A 17,098-nucleotide genomic window follows, 5' to 3' on the forward strand; every position below is an offset into this window, starting at 1 on the left:
CTTTCACAGGATTACCGGATGAATGATCACCCTGATCCGCTTGAAAACGCGGCAATGTCATCCGGGGCGGCCAGCGCAATGCCACGCGGCGAAAGCGATCAGTCGTGTCGAGGCATTCTTCAGGAACTCGACCGACGCGGTCGGCTGCTGGTGATTTCGGAGGAAGTCGACCCGATCCACGACGTATCGGCCATTCTTTCCATCGTCGATGAAAAGGCGGCGGTACGGCTCGACCGCATCAAGGGTCACGACATGCCGATCTTCGGCAACATCCTGTCGGATCTTGATCGTGTCGCCCTGGCGCTTGATGTCGCGAAAAGCGATATCCAGCAGAAGCTGCTATCCTCGATCGCGTCTCCGGTGCCGCCAGTCTTCGTGGACGATGCGCCGGTACAGCAACAGCTCTTCCAGGACGACATCCTGACCCGGCTTCCAGTCCCGACGTTCTTTTCCAAGGAGACCGGTCCCTACATTACTGCGGGTCTGATCGTGGCGCGCGACCCTGAAACAGGCTTGGGCAACGCGTCCTATGCCCGCATCAAGGTGCTTGGTCCGAACGAAGCGATGATCGGTATTGCACCGAACCATCATCTCGCCATCATGGCTCGCAAGGCAGGCGCCAAAGGCGAGCCGCTGCCCTTCGCCGTCGTCCTCGGCGCGCATCCGGCCATTCAGCTTGCCGCCTGCTTCTATCTGGGGCTCGGTGACGATGAAATGCACTGCGCCGGATCGTTGCTCGGCGAGCCGGTGCGGCTTGTCCACTGCAAGTCGATCGATCTTGCGGTGCCTGCAGAGGCGGAGATCGTGCTCGAAGGTCATATTCATATCGACGAGCCGATCCTCGAGGGATTGGTCTCCGAATATCACGGCATGTACGAGGATTACGGCTCCGGGGTGCGCGTCAGATTTGAATGCATGACTTGCCGCTCCGACGCGATGTTGCAGGTGATCGAGCCCGGTTACCACATGGAGCACCTCTATCTCGGCGCGGTGCCGATCGCTGCAAGCCTCAAGGCCGTCATCCGGCGGTCCGTTTTCAATGTCGGCGAGGTTGCCGTCACCGCGTCAGGTAGCGGACGGAACAACGTGGTCGTGCAGATCGATGCGCCCCGCCCGGGACAGGCACGCCGCATCATGTCGATCTGCTGGGGTGCGGTCAGCATCGTCAAGAACATCACCATCGTCGACAGCGATGTCGACCCCTGGGATCTCGGTGCCGTCGAATTGGCAAAGATGACGCGCATGCGCGCGGAGCGCGACATTCTCATCGTCACGGACCTTCCGGCAGACCGGTCCGAGCCTCAGGAAGACGGCGGCGTGATCGCCAAGGTCGGTTATGACGCCACGATGAAGGCGGGCGATCGGAAGGAAGGGTTCGACAAGGCGCTTCCGCCGCTGGAAACCTACGAGCGGATGCGTCAGCTGCTGTCGCGTGTCAAGCCGGAGATGAACGTTTGAGGCGCTTGATCATCGGCATATCAGGGGCTTCCGGTGCAATCTACGGCCTGCGTGCGCTGGAGATGCTGCGGGATTTCGACGATGTCGAAACGCATCTTGTCATATCGCCCGCGGCGATCCGCACGGCACTGGCCGAAGGGACGGGAAAGACTGCGGACGAAATCCGTGGCCTCGCCGACCGGGTCTACAGCCACGGGGATATCGGCGCCTCGATCGCCTCCGGCTCCTTCCTCTGCGACGGCATGCTGGTTGCACCATGCTCGATCAAGACGCTGAGCGGGATCGCGCATTGTTATGCAGACGATCTGATCGTGCGCGCCGCCGATGTCTGCCTGAAGGAACGCCGCCGGCTGGTGCTGATGGTGCGGGAAACGCCGTTGCATGCGGGCCATATCGCGCTGATGGACCAGGCGACACGCAGCGGCGCCGTCATCATGCCACCGGTGCCGAGCTTTTACACGCTGCCGAAATCAATCGCCGAAATGGTCGACCAGACCGTGGGGCGTGCGCTGGATCAATTCGGGCTTCATCATCCGACGGTCCGGCGCTGGACGGAGGATCATAACGACTGAGCCATGAAGAGCAGCGCTGAAAGCTGCAGGGCCATGATGTCAACCGCATGCAAAACAACGACGCACAATCACTCCCCCAGGGGAACTCAAAAAAAGGAGATAGAGTGATGTTGTCAGACAATCGTTCCAGAAGGCTGCAGAGCCTGTTCATGCGTGGCGCCGCCGCCTTGCTGTTGTCGCTGACGACGGCGGCACCCGTGATGCTCGCCGCATCTTACGCGATCGCGCAGACTGAAAAGCCCGTCAGCGGCGGCACGATGACCATTATCAACGGTTCGGACATCAAGAGCTGGGATCCGGCGATCACCGCCGGCACCTATCCCGGCGGTCCGATGGATGTGCTCGACGCCGTCTACGGCTTCATCGTCTACGTCAACGATAAGGGCGTCGTGACCGGTGGCATGGCCGAAAGCCTGACCAGCACCGACGCGGTGGCCTGGACCTTGAAGCTTCGCAAGGACATGAAGTTCACGGACGGTGCGCCCTATGACGCGGAAGCCGTCAAATACAATTGGGACCGCGCCGCCGATCCGGCCACGCTTTCGCCGGCGCAGCCGTTCATCTCTTCCTGGAACAAGGCGATCACCGTCGTCGATCCACAGACGCTGACGATCAAGCTGTCGTCCCCGAACGCTAATTTCGCAGCGCAGATCGCCGAATTATGCCCCTTCATCGCCTCGCCGGCAGCATTGAAGGCCGCCAAGGAAAAGACCGATATCAAGCCGGTGGGCGCCGGCGCCTTTACGCTGACCGAATGGAACCAGGGCATATCGATGACCATGGCCCGCAATCCCGGTTATTGGGATCAGCCGCGCCCCTATCTGGATACGATCAAGTTCGCCATCATTCCCGAAACCAACAGCCGCATCGCCACCGTCGTGCAGGGCGGCGCAACGATGATGGCCGGTTATCCCTATCAGTTCGGCTCGAACGCAACGGCGCCGGGGGTTGCGACCCGCGAGATCCCGATCCGCGGCATCAACCGCGCCTATCTCAACCAGGCCAAGGGCATCTTCACCGATGTTCGCGCCCGCGAGGCCTTCTATTCCGCCATCGACCGCGCGCGGCTGATGCAGGCCTTCACGCAGATGCCCGGATACAAGGCACCCAGCAATTACTTTGGAGAGAATTCGCCCTATTTCGACAGCGTTTCATCGTTGCCCGCCTATGATCCGAAGAAGGCGCAGGAACTGTTCGATGCTCTGAAGGCGGACGGCAAGCCATTCTCGATCAAGATCGTCACCTATACCAACTCGGACCTGAAGCGTCTTGCCGCCTACATCCAGCAGGTGCTGACCGGCTATGAGGGCGCCTCGGCTGAGATCGTCGAAGTCGACCAGGCCTCGCTGATCCAGCGATGCAAGACGCAGCTCGATTTCGACATCTGCGTCGAGGGCGGGGTACTGGTGTCGAACGGTGCCGAGCCGAACATTTCCAACCTGCTGAGCTCCGGCGGTGCTTTCAACTGGGGACAGTACAAAAGTGCCGAGATGGATGCTGCACTGAAGGAGGCCAGCTCCACTCTCGATCCGGCCGCTGTCAAAGCCGCCTATGTCAAGGTTCAGAAGCTCGTTGCAACCGAGATGCCGCTCTACATCTTCGGGGAACAGACGCGCTCGCTGCTGCTGCGCGACAATACCGGCGGCGTCGTTCCCTCGAATGGCGGCATCCTGCAAAAGCAGTTCCTCTACGTTTGCACGGATACCTGCCAGAAATAGAGGACTCCAGATCACGATGCACAAGCTCGTCCGGAAGATCCGGGCGGGCTGGGAAGGGGCCCGGTCGTTGGGCTGGACGACCGTACACGCCAGAGACGTTAAGACGACGGAATGAGCCCTGCGACGCGGGGCGATCGGAAAAGGTGGATGACGATGATCGGCAATCGCAAGAAGGTGAAGTTTCGGGACCTGGTTTCCCGCAAGCAGGTGTTCACGCCCTGCGTCTGGGATTGCTACTCCGCCAAGGCGGCGGAAATGGCCGGCTTCGAGGCGATCCTGCTCAGCGGCGCATCGCTGGGATTCAGCATGTCCGGCGTGCCGGATCTCGGCCTGCACAATCAGGAGGAACTGGTCTACGCGACCGACCGCATCGCCGACTATTCGCCTTTGCCGCTGGTCATCGATGCCGATGACGGCTTCGGCGATGTCGTCCAGACCTTCCGCACCTGTTATCGTCTCGCCAAAGCCGGTGCCGGAGCGATCCTGATCGAGGATACGCCCAATGAACGCGGCTATGCGCGGTTCGGCCGCGCCATGGAGGCGGCGACGCTGGCCGGCAAGGTCGATGGCAACGTGCCGCATGAGGTCGTCTCGCAGGAGCTGTGGCTCGCCAAGATCAAGGCCTCGATCGAAGCCTGCGAAGGCACCGATTGCGTGGTTATCGCACGCACCGAATCCAAGCTCGAGAAAGGGCTGGACGACGCTATCGAACGCTGTGTGCGCGCCGCAGCACTCGGTGCTGAAATGACCTATGTGCATGGGCTGCGCACGTTGGAGGAATGTCAGAAGGTGGCAAAGGAATTGCCCGGCTGGAAGATGTTCGGCGATGTCGCGACAGTCAACGGCGTGCCCTTCGTGCGGCTCGAGGAAATCGAGGCGCTCGGCTTCAACCTGGTGACCATGCATTATCTCGAGAATGGATCGATGTATGGCATGATGGATTACGGGCGGCATGTCTTCAACGACCGCAGCACGCGTTACGCCGACGAGCACAGCATGGGCGGCATGACGCCTGCCGAGCAGAAGGCCGCGCTGGAGCGGGACAGCGGCTGGCTCGATGCCGAGGACAGATGGAAGGCACTCTGATCCCGGAGGCCGGCCGCTCTGCCGTCTCGTTTTGCGAAATCCGGATGCCGGTCCAGTCCGGCATTGGATATTCCACCTGACAATCGGAGTCCGATCGTTGCGAATTGCCAAGCTCTCCTATCTGAAAGCGGTCGGCGTCCGGCTTCTGGCCGGCATTCCGGTCTTCCTGCTGGTGACGTTCTCGGCGACGGCGCTGTCGAGCCTGATGCCGGGGTCGGCGGCGCAGCTGATCCTTGGAGAGAACGCGACGCAGGCGCAGATCGATGCGCTGAACAGCCGTTACGGCTACGATCTGCCGGTCTGGGAACGTTATCTCGGCTGGCTCGGACGGCTTCTTCAGGGAGATCTCGGGCAGACCATGTTCAGCCAGCAGTCCGTGGCAAAACTCCTGGTCGACCGGGCGGCAGTGACGTTCGAGATTGCGCTGCTTGCCATGTTCGTCTCGCTCCTGATCGGCGTGCCGCTCGCCATGTATACCGCCAGCCGGCCGGGCGGTATCGTCGATACGGTGCTGCGGGCGGTGTCCTCGGTCATGCTGTCGATCCCAACCTTCGTCATCGTGGTTCTGCTCGGCTTCGTCTTCGCAATCGTGCTGCGCTGGCTGCCGGCGACCGGCTGGGTTTCCTTCAGCGACGATCCGATCGGCAATCTCTACTACGTCGCCTTGCCGGTGATGTGCCTCAGCGTGCACCAGGCAGCCTATTTCTACAGGGTGAGCCGCAGCGAATTCGTTGCGGTCCTCCAGGAGGATTATGTCCTCGTTGCCAGGGCCAAGGGCCTGCCGACGCGCTATATCCTGATGCGCCACGTGCTGCGTCCGGCCTCTCCCCAGGTGCTGACGGTGATGGGCCTGTCGATGACCTATCTGCTCGGCGGTTCCTTCATCGTCGAGAGCTATTTCGCGGTGCCCGGCATCGGCTGGACCGTTCTCAATGCGGTGAGCAGCCACGACCTGCCCGTCATGCAGGCCATCCTGTCGCTGACGGTGGTGATCTTCGTCGTGATCTTCATCCTGGTCGATCTCGGTTATGCGCTCATCGATCCGAGGGTGGACGTGTCATGAGCCGCCTCCAGCCAACACAAACGGACCTCGTGCCCGGCGAAGCGGTCGCGTTGTCGGAGACGTTGAATGCCGCGATGCCGAAGACCGCGCGCTTCCGCATGCCGAGCGGCCATCCGATGGAATGGTTCGCCTTCGTGTTCCTGGCGGTTCTGATCGTCTCCTCGGTTTTCGTGGAGTTCATTCCGGGTCTCGTCCGGGCAAGCTTCCCCTATGGCGATTTCTCGCAAGGTCCGGAATGGAGCCTGAACGGCCTGTTCGGAACCGATGCGCTCGGGCGCAGCATCCTGTCCCGCGTGCTCTACGGCGCGCGAACGACGCTCGCCATCGTCTCGGTCGCGACGCTGATCTCGCTGGTGATCGGCATGATCCTCGGAATGCTGGCCGGCTTCTATCGCGGCCCGGTCGAGCGGATCGTCGATCTCTATGCCAATTCCATGGCGTCGCTTCCGCCGATCCTCGTCATCCTGGCGCTGATATCGGTGACCGGAAATTCGGTTTTCACGATGATGCTGGCGCTTGGCCTGCTCGATATCGGAACCTATGCACGCATCGCCAAAGGCGGCGTGATTGCCCAGAACGACCGTGACTACGTGTTGGCGGCACGCGCCATGGGCGCGTCGGACATGCGGCTTCTGCTGCGCGAGATCCTGCCCAATCTCGTTCCGGCGCTGACGGCCATCGTTCCGCCGCTGATGGCGGGGCTGATCATCACGGAGGGATCGCTGAGCTTTCTCGGTTACGGCATTCCGGCGCCGGCGCCGAGCTGGGGCGGGATGATCGCCAGCTCGACCGACCTGCTCAGCCGCTTTCCACTGCTGATCTTCGGACCGATCGTCGCCATCGTGCTGACGGTCTATTCGCTCAATACGGTCGGGGATTGTCTGGCCCGTCGCATGAACCATCGCGGCAGGGAACTCTGATATGAATGAGGCAGCGAACACTACCCCGGTCCTCGATTGTCACGAGCTCTCCTGTCATTTCAGGTCGCCGTTCGGGCCGATCCGCGTGCTGCATGACGTGAGCTTCAGCATCCCGCCGCGCACGACGCTCGGCATCGTCGGAGAATCCGGCGCGGGCAAATCCATGCTGGTCAAGACCGTCATGGGGATTGCGCCGGCGGGCATGAAAACCAGCGGCCGCATCCTTGCCGACGGGATTGATCTGTCGACGCTCAACGAGGCGAAACGCCGCGCCTTTCTCGGCCGCAAGTTCGGGATGGTTTTCCAGAATCCGATGACATCCCTTAACCCGTTCGTGCGGGTGGGGCGGCAGATCGAAGAGGCAAGCCGCTTCCATCTGCGGCTCGGAAAGGCGCAGGCGAAGGCGCTTGCGATCGAACTGCTGGCAAGCGTCGGCATTCCCGATGCCGCGGAATGTTACGGGCATTATCCGCATCAGTTTTCGGGCGGCATGAAGCAGCGGATCATGATCGCCACGGCACTTGCCTGCCAGCCGGATCTGCTGATCGCCGACGAGGCGACGACTGCGCTCGACGTCACGGTTCAGAAGGAAATTCTCGATCTGCTGCAGGTTATCCAGCAGCAGCGGCAGATGTCGATGATCCTGGTGACGCACAATCTGGGCATAGTCGCCGGACGCACCGACGACATCCTCGTGCTCTATGGCGGGCATGTCGTGGAATACGGCCCGACGAACACCGTCTTTTCCCATCCGCGCCATCGCTATACCGAGGCTCTGCTTTCGGCGATGCCGCGCATGGACCAGCCGGCTCATACGAAACTGCACACGATCCCTGGCCGTCCGCCTGATCTTGCCAACCCCGCGCCCGGATGCCCGTTTGCACCGCGCTGTCCAGCCGCCGAGGCCCGCTGCCATGCCTCGATGCCGCCGATGACCACCAGTGCGGACGGCAAGCATCGCTTCGCCTGCTATGTGCCTGTTCAAACCGGCGATGCAGCCGACACCGCGGTCGAAAGGAGGGCATTGTCATGAATGACGAGGCTTCCGGCCAGGCCATCGATGCAGGTGCCGCAACGCATGCCTTCGATGCTTTCCTGCGCGACGACGCGCTTTTGAAAGTTCGCGATCTCTCGGTCAGATACCGGCGCGGCGGCAAGATCTTTGTTGCGGTCGACGGCGTCTCCTTCGACGTGGCTCCCGGGGAAACGCTCGGTCTCGTCGGAGAGTCGGGCAGCGGCAAGACGACCATCGGCCGTGCCCTTCTGAAGCTTCTGCCGAAGGCGGACACGCGTGTCGACGGCCACGTCGAATATGACGGCCTGAATGTTGCCGATCTGTCGGCTTCCGATCTTCGCGCCATCCGCAGCAAACTGCAGATGATCTTCCAGGACCCGATTTCTTCCTTCAATCCGCGCCGCAAGGTGCAGGATATCGTCGGAGAAGGCCTCGAGATCCAGGGCATCCGCAAAGCGGAAAGACTGGAAAGGGTCGATCGTGCGCTCAACGATGTCGGCATGAGCCGGACGATGGTGGAGGGCCGCAGGCCGCATCAGTTTTCCGGCGGCCAGTGCCAACGCATTGCGATCGCGCGGGCGCTTGCCGTTGGGCCGGAGTTGATCGTTTGCGACGAGCCGGTTGCATCTCTCGACGTTTCGGTGCAGGCGCACGTGATCAATCTTCTGCAGGATATCCGCCAGAAGCGAAACCTGGCGCTGATCTTCATTTCCCACGATCTCGCCGTCGTGCGCAATGTCAGCGACAGAGTCGCCGTCCTCTACATGGGCAAGATCGTCGAGATCGGAACCGGCGATGCCATCTATCAGCGTCCGGCGCATCCCTATACCCGCATGCTGCTGGAAGCAGTCCCGGTTCCTGATGCCAGCCGGAAGATCGTGCCGAGCGCAACGCCGACGCAGGCCTTGTCGCGCAGCGCGCCGCCATCCGGATGCCGGTTCCGCAGGCGTTGCCCACGCGCTCAGGCGGTCTGTGCTGCTCAGGAACCGACGCTTGCGGCGATGCCCTACGGCCAATTCGCAGCCTGCCATTTCCCTCACGACGAACCGGCGCCCGGAATGAAGACGGCAGAACAAGCGTGATGGAAAAAGCCCCTGATGCATTCGAAGAAAAAACCTTGGCAAGCGACAGCGCTCGCTCAGAACAGGATACCGGAGCTGCGAGGCGCACTGTTTTCTGTGCCAACGTGTTCGATGCCATGGTCCGGCTCTATGGTGAGCCCGGCATCGCGTCCTTGTGCCTCGAAGCCCAGACACGTCATGCGGTGGACGTGCCGTCACTGCTGTTCTTCGCTCTTGCGGATAGTGACGGACACGGCGCGGATGACTGCGCGATGCGGCGGCTTCTGGACCGTGCCGGCGAATGGCGCTCGCTTTTCGTCCTGCCGTTGCGACATCTTCGGCTAACCCTGCGTCAAGGCCGCAGGAACACGGCAGAGATTGAATTTTACGAGCAGATCAAGGCAGCGGAGCTGGAGGCGGAACGGTTGCAGGTCCGGCGTCTGGCCGACGACTTTCTCCCGCTCGAAGGGCCGGGCGGGCTGGCAGCCCGTTATCTCGAAACGATTGCCATGCCGGAACCCAAGGCAGGGGCGTTGATCGGGCGGCTTCAAGACGCCACCAAAGCCGTGTGCCACGGCTTTCCCCGTCACGCGCACTGAGGGTCTGAAGACATCATGAGCGATTTCGGCGCCGTCATGACAGGAACCATCGTCACCGAAGAAGGTGTCGCGGAAAACTACGTCGCCGTCACTGGTGGCATTACCGCTGCGATGGAGACAGGCCGCGCTCCCGGCGCGCGACGTGTTCGATTTCGGCACTTACTTTCTCACACCCATCGAGCTTCAAGGACATCGAGATGAACGCCATAATTTTAGACGGTGACAGCCTGACGATCAGAGATACCGTTCGTATCGCGCGCCAGGGCGCCAAGGTAGCGCTCGCCGATGCAGCGCGCGCCGAAATCATCAAGGTGAGAAACTATATCGAGGAAAACTGGCTGACCGAAAACGCGCCGCCAACCTACGGCTTCAACACCGGCGTCGGCAAGCTCAAGGATTATGCCATCAACCAGGCCGATAACGATCGCTTCCAGCGCAATATCGTGCTCTCGCATTGCTCCGGCATCGGAGAACCGGCGTCGGAAGAAATCGTCCGCGCCATGATGGCCGTCCGTATCAACGCCTTCTGCCTCGGTGTTTCCGGTCTGCGGATCGAGGTGGTCGATCGTCTCGTTGAGATGTTGAACCTCGGGGTTCACCCTGTGGTGCCGATCCAGGGGTCGGTCGGCGCGTCTGGCGATCTGGCGCCGCTCGCACACATGGTTTCGGTGCTGATCGGCTATGAGGAGGCGGAAGCCTATTACCAAGGCGAACGCATGCCAGCGCCGCAGGCTCTGGAAAAAGCCGGCATCTCGCCAATTGCTTTCGATCTCAAGGCGAAGGACTGCCTTGCCCTCATCAATGGCAACAGCCTCTGCGCGGCCATGGCGGTTCTCAACCTCCATGACGCCGAGATGCTGATGAAGACAGCCGATGCGGCGGGTGCGCTCAGTCTGGAGGCGATCCGCGGCGAGCAGGCAGCGTTCGATCCCCGCATTCATCTCGTGCGCAAGCAGCCCGGGCAGATCGCGACTGCGGAAAATATCCGTCGCATTATCGGGGGTAGCCGCCGCACGACCGAGGCGGCGCGAGCGGTACGCCTCGAGGACGATATCCTGCATCCGAAACACACCGCCCGGGTCCAGGATCAGTATTCCTTCCGTTGCCTGCCGCAGGTGCATGGAAGCTGCCGCGACCAGTTGGAGCACGCCAAGGAACTGATCACGCGCGAGCTCAACGCCGCGACCGACAATCCGCTCGTCTTCTGGAACGAACTCGGCGCGCTGGAATTCCTGTCCGGCGGCAACTTTCATTGCGAACCCATCGCTTTCGCCATGGACATCCTGACGATCGCTTTGGTGGAAATCGGCAATATTTCCGAGCGACGCCTGTTCTCGCTCTGCGACACGACATTGAACTACGGCCTGCCGCCGAACCTTGCCGGCAAGCCAATCGGCCTGAATTACGGCTATGGCATCATCTCGACGGCTGCGGCGTCCGTCGCATCGGAAAACAAGACGCTGGCTTTCCCCGCCGTTGCCGATACCATCCCGACCAAGAGCAGCCAGGAAGATCATGTTTCGATGGCGACATGGGCATGCCGCAAGACGCGTCAGGTGGTCGACAACATGCCGAAGATCCTTGGTGTCGAATGCTTGCTTGCGGCCCGCGCCATCTTCCTGACCGATGAGGCACTCGGCGGCTACAAGCTCGGAACCGGCAGCCAGGCGCTCTATGATGCGCTTTGCGAGGCGATCCCGTTCCAGCAGGAGGACAGCTACATGCCCAAGCAGACCACACCGGCTCTCGAGATCGTGCGGTCCGGCGCATTTCTGGAGGCCATCGAGAAAAAGATCGGCGCGCTGAAATAGGCGGGCCGGCTGATTTGGGCTGCGGCCGCATCATGAAGCGCCGGCGTTTCATCGCCGCCGGCAAATCCCTTGACCGGAGAGAACAATGTTCGATGACCTGACAATGCCGCCAGCCGACAAGATCCTGTCGTTGATACCGATTTTCCGGCAGGATAGTCGTCCGAACAAGATCGATCTCGGCGTCGGGGTCTACCGGGACGCCTCCGGTACGACGCCGATCCCGGGGGCGGTGAGGGAGGCAGAAAAGCGAATCCATACCGCGCAGACGACCAAGGCCTATGTCGGCCCGGCCGGAGATCCTGTTTTCTGCGATCTCATCGGCAGGCTTGTCTTCGGCGCGGCCGCGCCGTGGGAGCGAATTCGCGGTATCCAGACGCCGGGCGGAGCGGGCGCTTTGACGGTGCTCGCCGGCCTGATCTGCCTGGCGCGCCCAGGTGCTGCGGTCCATGTGCCCGACCCGACCTGGGTGAACCATGTGTCGATCCTCGAAGACAACGGGCTTCGGACTGTCACTTACCCGTACCTCGATAACCGTACAGGCGAGGTGGATTTCGACGCCCTGCTCGATCATTTCTCACGGTCGAAGCGGGGCGACGTCGTGTTGCTGCACGGCTGCTGCCACAATCCGACAGGCGCGGACCCCAGCCGTTCGCAATGGCAGGCGCTGGCGGAGATCATCGCCGAACGCGGTCTCGTTCCGCTGGTCGATATCGCTTATCAGGGGTTTGGCGACGGGCTCGAGGACGACGCCTTCGTCGTGCGACTGCTCGCTGGCATGGTTCCGGAAATGCTCGTCTCCGCGTCATGCTCGAAGAATTTCGGAATCTATCGCGAGCGTACAGGTGCTGCATTCATTCTCGCCGCCAACGCGGATCGGGCGGATGCAACCAAGGCGCAACTCACGGTGCGAGCCCGTATCGTCTATTCGATGCCGCCGGATCATGGCGCGGCTATCGTCCGCACCGTCCTGGAAGACCCGGCACTTTCGGCCGACTGGCGCGCCGAACTGGACGGTATGCGCTCCAACATTCTGTCACTGCGCCAGGGGCTTGCTGCCTCGTTCCGGCGCTTCACCAATGGCAGCGACTACGATTTCCTCGCCAAGAACAAAGGCATGTTTTCGCTGATCGGTCTGACACCCGGGGAAGCTGTGATGCTGCGCGAGCGCCACGCCATCTATATCGTTGAGGACGGACGCATCAATGTCGCCGGGTTGCAGGCCAGCCAGATCGACACCTTTGCGGAAGCCGTTCTGGCAGTTCGCGGAATCAGCTGATCAGCACCCGTTTGAGGCGTTAACAGGGAGTTCGGTATCTACGCCGTGTGAAACAGCAACCGAGAATCCTCCTGCAGCCAACGTCGAACTTTGCAACGGAGCCAGACTGTGTCGTTTCGACGTTTGGGCAAAGGCTGTGACCTGCCTTGTGCCGGAAATTATCCGGGCGGATGGCGTTGAATAGCCTGCTGCCACCACGGGCCGGTGTCGCCCGCATCCGACCCGTCTTGCGCCGCTCTTCTCCCCGCAAACCGTCCAGAAATTGCCCGGCCGAATTTGCCACGCGCTCTTGCCTGAACAGTGGCCGCATTCGCGCTTTCACATCTCGTAACGAAGACGCCCAAAGCTCAAGTGTCGCCTCAATCGATACACTTGTCATCCATGACCTCCGAATCATGGAGACCTGTGGCTTCAGGTGACACAAAAAATGCAGCAGCAATGCTAAAGGTCAGCGACTTGTAGATGCATTCGGGTAAATGCGATTAAGCTTTCGATGTGGTGGGCGACAGCTCGGCGAGTTTCCTCGACGTCGCCCCGGTCGATCGCCTCGATGATAACGAGGTGTTCCGTGGAGTCCGGCTTCAGGCGATCTTTCAGGCGGTCGATTTCGAAGAGACGCGTGGTCGCCCGAAGCTCCCGCAATACCTTGGCCATTACCGCGTTGCCGCAATGATCGATGATCATATTGTGGAGATTGTCGTCGGAGAACCAGTGCGCGTCCGTGTGATACGCCGTCGCGTCCAGGAGGTCGTGAATTTCCTGCCGGACGCTCATCAAAAGTCGTCGCGGAATAGCGTTGATCGACAGTACGGCTGCGTCAGGTTCGATCAACAACCTCAGTTTCAAGCTTTGAAGATACTCGCCGACATCCACCTGTCGCACGACGTAGTTTCGGCCATCGCCCTTGCGAACCAGACCTTCGCCCTCCAACCTCTGCAGCGCTTCCCGCAGCGGCGTCCTCGAAATCCCGAGTGTTTCGGCAAGCCTTGCCTCAACGATGACATGCCCGCCTTTCAGCCGGCGATGCCGGATCATGTCGGACACGGCCTTGTAGGTCAGCGATGCAAGATTATGCTGCCCTTTCTCCGCAATTTTCCGACCCGGGGCCTCTAAGGCGTCTGTCACCGTTTGCCATTTCCTTGTTCTTTAAGGCGTTGGCCGCTCGACGCGGCATCGTGCTTTCCTTACGCGATCACTTGTTACATATGATAGCCGATTTGGAAAAGGACTGGAACGAGTGCAGATGGACGATGGTCTGAATGAAGTTGGCGACTCCAGCCTTGCTGACGAAACCTACCGTTCCCTGCTGGCCGATATTCTATCAGCCAGGCTCGCCGGGGGGTCGGTCGTCCAGCAACGCCGCCTGGCGACCAAACATGCTGTTTCGCGTTCTCCCATGCGCCACGCGCTGGGACGTCTCGAAGGAGAGGGATTACTTGTCAGAAACGAAAAAGGCGTTCTCTCGGTCAGGGTCATCAGTCTCAAGGACTACCTTGACAGTCTCACCATGAGGATGCTGCTCGAACCAACTGCCGCCGCGCTCGCCAGCCCCCATGTTTCGCGACTTGAACTGGACTCTTTGACAAGGATGCTTGACGAGATCGAGGCCGACCCCGAACCTGACCCTGAGGTGGTCTGGGCGTTTGACGACGCGCTTCACAACTATATCGCAAGCGAGAGCCGCAACCCCTTTATGGCAACCACGATCGGGGAGATGCGACGCTACACAACGATCTTCGAGCGACAGCTGCCTGTCGTGCGCGCGAAGCCGGGCGTGCGAGAACATCGAGCGATCCTGCTTGCCTTGGCCGCCAACGATGCCGAGGCGGCTCGCCGAGCCATGACCGATCATCTCGAAGTCGTCCGCCAAGGCGTCCTTGCGAACTACTGAATCGATGAATTGAGAATGCACTTGCATCCACAGTGAACTTTTGTATAAAAGTGGGATCCCACTTGAATGCAGAGTCGGGATCCAACGATAAAGAACCGAACTCCAGAGGCTCTCCATGCTCCGTTCACACTTCTCTCGCAGCGTTCTTGCCGCGTCCTTCCTGTCGATCACAGCGTCTTTTGCCTTCGCTCAATCCTGCGAACCCAAAGTGGCGGCAGGCGAGTTGATCAAGCCCGGCACGCTCGTCATGTCGACCAATCCAACGCTTCCTCCGCTCCAGTTCATCGACTCCACGGGCGATCTGAAGGGCATGCGCATCGACCTCGGCAAAGAGATCGCTAAGCGCCTTTGCCTTGAACCCGAATATGTCCGGATCGAATTCTCCGCGATGGTTCCGGGCCTGCAGGCTGGCCGTTGGGACATGATCAATACAGGCATTTTCTTCACCGAAGAGCGCGCCAAGATCATGCAGATGATCCCCTATGAAGATCAGGCCATCAGCGTCTCCGTGGCACCAGATTCGAAGAAAAACGTCGCCGCAAAAGATGATCTGGCCGGCATGACGATCGGTGTCGAAATCGGTGGTTTTGAGGAAACAAAGACACGCCTTCTCGACAAGGAACTGCGTGACGCGGGCAAGGAAGGCTTGACCATCCAGACGTTCGATAATTTCGCCCTCGCCTACCAGGCTCTGCGGGCAGGCCAGGTGCAGGGTGTTGTGTCGATCGACGCCGTCGCCAAGGAGTACGATTCTCGCGGGGACTTCAAACGGGCAATCAGCGGCCTCTACCCCGCTCCGGTCTCCGTCGCATTCAAAAGCCCGGCTTTGGCTGATGCCGTGTCTGCGACGTTGAAAGACATGAAGGCGGATGGATCTCTGAAGGCGCTCTTTGACAAATACGGTCTGCCGATGGTCGCGGGTGACTATTCGGTCAAGGGCCCCGGTCGCTGAACTGATTTCAAAGATCGTTTAGAGATGAGGCGGGGCGCGACCTCGTCGCGCCAAACCTCTTGCAGAAAGTCGTCTTCATGTCGCTTTGGAACTGGTCTGGCTTTTTCGGTTATCTGTTCAACCCCTTTATACTTGGCGGGGTGTTCACGACCGTTTGGCTCACCGTCGTCTCGTTGATTGCGGGGCTTATTCTGGGCTTTGCTCTTGCATTGATGCGGCGATCGTCGAGGCGGGTGCCAACCTACATTGCCAAGGCGTATATCTGGCTTTTTCGCGGCACGCCGCTTCTTGTACAGTTGATTGCGATCTACACGGCGCTTCCGCTGTTCGGCATCAAATTCACCGTCATAGAGGCGGCGTTGCTCGGATTGGCTCTCAACGAGGCGGCTTATCTCGCGGAGATCATTCGTGCCGGAATCGAAGCCGTGCCGGAAGGCCAGACCAGGGCAGCACGCGCGCTCGGCATGACTGAGCGTCAGATCATGCGCTACATCGTGATGCCGCAAGCCTTCAAAGTTATCGTTCCGCCTCTCGGCAATTCGGTGAACGGTCTCTTGAAAACGACCTCTGTCACCTCCGTCATCTCGGTCGAAGAACTCCTTCGCCGGACCCAGGTTCTCATCCAGGAGCGGTTCATGGTGCTCGAACTGTTTGCGGTCGCGGCGATTTATTACCTCCTCCTCACAACACTCTGGGACTTCTTCCAGAGCCATATCGAAAAGCGTCTCGGTCAAGCCGGATCTCGGCTTTCCATGAACGAGAAGCGCTAGAACCAGGATTTTCAAATGCAGAAGACGTTCCGCGGTGTCTACACCGTGATGATTACTCCGTTGGATGCCAGCGGCGCGGTCGATCTGAAGGGGCTGGCTGCCTTTACCGACTGGCAGGTCAAAGAAGGTATCCATGGTCTTATCCCTCTTGGATCGACAGGTGAGTTTCTGTCACTCAGCGAGGAAGAGCGCGATGGTGTGGCGAGGACCGTCATCGAAACTGTCGCGGGACGAGTGCCTGTTTTGATCGGCACGGGAGCGGAAGATACGCGGGAGTCCATTCGCCTTAGCGTCAAGGCCGAGGCAATGGGGGCTGACGGCGTCATGATTATTCCGCCGTTCTATTCCACCCCAACGGATGACGAACTCGTTCACCACTACAAGAGCATTGCGTCTGCCGTGGCCATCCCGATTATGGTCTACAACAATCCCGCGACCGCAAACGTCGATCTGACGCCGGAGTTGGTCAAGCGCATCGCCGAAATCGACGGCTGCGACTATATCAAGGAGTCCACCCTCGAAGTGACGCGCGTGCGCGATATCATCCGACTGGCCGGCGACGATATGACTGTGTTCGGGGGCATACTCGGGTTCGAGTCTTTCGTTATGGGTGCGCAGGGTTGGGTGGCAGTGGCTTCAAATGTTGCGCCAGGACCGATGGCGCGGATCTTCGAACTTGTCGCAAATGAGAAAAAGTTCGATGAGGCAAGAGAGCTTTACCTCAAATGGCTGCCTGTCATTCAGGCGGTCGGGGGCCAGGCCTATGTCGCAGGAACGAAGTCACTGCTGACCCACATGGGATTTGGCGCAGGCCTGCCGCGTCCGCCGCGCCTGCCGTTGCCGCCCGCGCAGGATGCCGCCATGAAGAGGCTGGTGGCCGATTTCGGTCTGACGTTCAGCGTCTGA

At 60.5% G+C, this 17,098-nt stretch carries 16 protein-coding genes and 1 pseudogene; 15 read left to right on the forward strand and 2 right to left on the reverse strand.

Features of this window, described 5'->3' with window-relative positions; genetic code table 11:
• The first annotated feature begins 18 nt into the window (after positions 1–18).
• The 11 genes from BS629_RS06840 to BS629_RS06890 all read left to right on the forward strand — a co-directional run bounded on the left by BS629_RS06840 (position 19) and on the right by BS629_RS06890 (position 12,579).
• Positions 19–1,458, forward strand: a complete 1,440-nt coding sequence (locus tag BS629_RS06840; protein WP_018243908.1) for a UbiD family decarboxylase — start codon at positions 19–21, stop codon at positions 1,456–1,458.
• Positions 1,455–2,030 (forward strand): UbiX family flavin prenyltransferase, encoded by a 576-nt coding sequence (locus BS629_RS06845; RefSeq protein ID WP_018517259.1) that lies wholly within the window; start codon positions 1,455–1,457, stop codon positions 2,028–2,030. The genes BS629_RS06840 and BS629_RS06845 overlap by 4 nt, the downstream gene beginning before the upstream one ends.
• 107 nt (positions 2,031–2,137) lie before the next feature.
• Entirely contained in the window at positions 2,138–3,748 is a 1,611-nt protein-coding gene (locus tag BS629_RS06850) for an ABC transporter substrate-binding protein (RefSeq protein ID WP_018243910.1), read from the forward strand.
• A gap of 147 nt (positions 3,749–3,895) precedes the next feature.
• Complete coding sequence (locus BS629_RS06855) at positions 3,896–4,834, forward strand: isocitrate lyase/PEP mutase family protein (RefSeq protein ID WP_077988086.1); 939 nt, start codon at positions 3,896–3,898, stop codon at positions 4,832–4,834.
• Between the two features lie 97 nt (positions 4,835–4,931).
• Positions 4,932–5,897 (forward strand): ABC transporter permease, encoded by a 966-nt coding sequence (locus tag BS629_RS06860; RefSeq protein ID WP_018448208.1) that lies wholly within the window; start codon positions 4,932–4,934, stop codon positions 5,895–5,897.
• Positions 5,894–6,817 carry an ABC transporter permease gene (locus BS629_RS06865; protein WP_018243913.1) on the forward strand — a complete coding sequence of 308 codons (924 nt, stop codon included), beginning with the start codon at positions 5,894–5,896 and terminating at the stop codon, positions 6,815–6,817. The genes BS629_RS06860 and BS629_RS06865 overlap by 4 nt, the downstream gene beginning before the upstream one ends.
• 1 nt (position 6,818) lies before the next feature.
• Positions 6,819–7,850 carry an ABC transporter ATP-binding protein gene (locus tag BS629_RS06870; RefSeq protein WP_018243914.1) on the forward strand — a complete coding sequence of 344 codons (1,032 nt, stop codon included), beginning with the start codon at positions 6,819–6,821 and terminating at the stop codon, positions 7,848–7,850.
• The gene (locus BS629_RS06875) at positions 7,847–8,914 is read left to right on the forward strand and encodes an ABC transporter ATP-binding protein (protein ID WP_018243915.1); all 1,068 of its coding nucleotides are present in this window, start codon (positions 7,847–7,849) and stop codon (positions 8,912–8,914) included. Before BS629_RS06870 ends, BS629_RS06875 begins: the two co-directional genes overlap by 4 nt.
• Positions 8,914–9,492 (forward strand): TIGR02444 family protein, encoded by a 579-nt coding sequence (locus BS629_RS06880; protein WP_018243916.1) that lies wholly within the window; start codon positions 8,914–8,916, stop codon positions 9,490–9,492. The genes BS629_RS06875 and BS629_RS06880 overlap by 1 nt, the downstream gene beginning before the upstream one ends.
• Before the next feature lie 197 nt (positions 9,493–9,689).
• On the forward strand, positions 9,690–11,303 hold the full coding sequence (locus BS629_RS06885; RefSeq protein WP_018243917.1) for an HAL/PAL/TAL family ammonia-lyase: 1,614 nt from the start codon (positions 9,690–9,692) through the stop codon (positions 11,301–11,303).
• An 85-nt stretch (positions 11,304–11,388) separates the two neighbouring features.
• A complete protein-coding gene (locus tag BS629_RS06890; RefSeq protein ID WP_077988087.1) occupies positions 11,389–12,579 on the forward strand; it encodes an amino acid aminotransferase in 1,191 nt (396 codons plus the stop codon).
• Between the two features lie 179 nt (positions 12,580–12,758).
• Here BS629_RS06890 and BS629_RS06895 read toward each other — a convergent pair.
• Positions 12,759–12,976, reverse strand: a pseudogene (locus BS629_RS06895) (IS701 family transposase); the annotation flags it as partial.
• A 44-nt stretch (positions 12,977–13,020) separates the two neighbouring features.
• On the reverse strand, positions 13,021–13,704 hold the full coding sequence (locus BS629_RS06900) for a GntR family transcriptional regulator (RefSeq protein WP_018243919.1): 684 nt from the start codon (positions 13,702–13,704) through the stop codon (positions 13,021–13,023).
• A gap of 112 nt (positions 13,705–13,816) precedes the next feature.
• On the opposite strand from BS629_RS06900, the gene BS629_RS06905 reads away from it, so the two are divergent.
• The 4 genes from BS629_RS06905 (at position 13,817) to dapA (ending at position 17,098) form a co-directional block, all read left to right on the forward strand.
• Complete coding sequence (locus BS629_RS06905; protein WP_018243920.1) at positions 13,817–14,470, forward strand: GntR family transcriptional regulator; 654 nt, start codon at positions 13,817–13,819, stop codon at positions 14,468–14,470.
• Between the two features lie 115 nt (positions 14,471–14,585).
• On the forward strand, positions 14,586–15,422 hold the full coding sequence (locus BS629_RS06910) for an ABC transporter substrate-binding protein (RefSeq protein WP_018243921.1): 837 nt from the start codon (positions 14,586–14,588) through the stop codon (positions 15,420–15,422).
• Positions 15,423–15,499: 77 nt separating this feature from the next.
• A complete protein-coding gene (locus tag BS629_RS06915) occupies positions 15,500–16,192 on the forward strand; it encodes an amino acid ABC transporter permease (protein ID WP_026188548.1) in 693 nt (230 codons plus the stop codon).
• A 15-nt stretch (positions 16,193–16,207) separates the two neighbouring features.
• A complete protein-coding gene (dapA, locus tag BS629_RS06920) occupies positions 16,208–17,098 on the forward strand; it encodes a 4-hydroxy-tetrahydrodipicolinate synthase (protein ID WP_018243923.1) in 891 nt (296 codons plus the stop codon).

This window comes from Rhizobium leguminosarum bv. viciae USDA 2370, from assembly GCF_002008365.1.
Lineage (GTDB): Bacteria > Pseudomonadota > Alphaproteobacteria > Rhizobiales > Rhizobiaceae > Rhizobium > Rhizobium leguminosarum.

Bases quoted from the DNA above. Each gene is read 5' to 3' on its own strand.
- BS629_RS06840 (WP_018243908.1), top strand. From the start codon at position 19: ATGAATGATCACCCTGATCCGCTTGAAAACGCGGCAATGTCATCCGGG.
- BS629_RS06850 (WP_018243910.1), top strand. From the start codon at position 2,138: ATGTTGTCAGACAATCGTTCCAGAAGGCTGCAGAGCCTGTTCATGCGT.
- BS629_RS06855 (WP_077988086.1), top strand. From the start codon at position 3,896: ATGACGATGATCGGCAATCGCAAGAAGGTGAAGTTTCGGGACCTGGTT.
- BS629_RS06865 (WP_018243913.1), top strand. From the start codon at position 5,894: ATGAGCCGCCTCCAGCCAACACAAACGGACCTCGTGCCCGGCGAAGCG.
- BS629_RS06870 (WP_018243914.1), top strand. From the start codon at position 6,819: ATGAATGAGGCAGCGAACACTACCCCGGTCCTCGATTGTCACGAGCTC.
- BS629_RS06875 (WP_018243915.1), top strand. From the start codon at position 7,847: ATGAATGACGAGGCTTCCGGCCAGGCCATCGATGCAGGTGCCGCAACG.
- BS629_RS06880 (WP_018243916.1), top strand. From the start codon at position 8,914: ATGGAAAAAGCCCCTGATGCATTCGAAGAAAAAACCTTGGCAAGCGAC.
- BS629_RS06885 (WP_018243917.1), top strand. From the start codon at position 9,690: ATGAACGCCATAATTTTAGACGGTGACAGCCTGACGATCAGAGATACC.
- BS629_RS06890 (WP_077988087.1), top strand. From the start codon at position 11,389: ATGTTCGATGACCTGACAATGCCGCCAGCCGACAAGATCCTGTCGTTG.
- BS629_RS06910 (WP_018243921.1), top strand. From the start codon at position 14,586: ATGCTCCGTTCACACTTCTCTCGCAGCGTTCTTGCCGCGTCCTTCCTG.
- BS629_RS06915 (WP_026188548.1), top strand. From the start codon at position 15,500: ATGTCGCTTTGGAACTGGTCTGGCTTTTTCGGTTATCTGTTCAACCCC.
- dapA (WP_018243923.1), top strand. From the start codon at position 16,208: ATGCAGAAGACGTTCCGCGGTGTCTACACCGTGATGATTACTCCGTTG.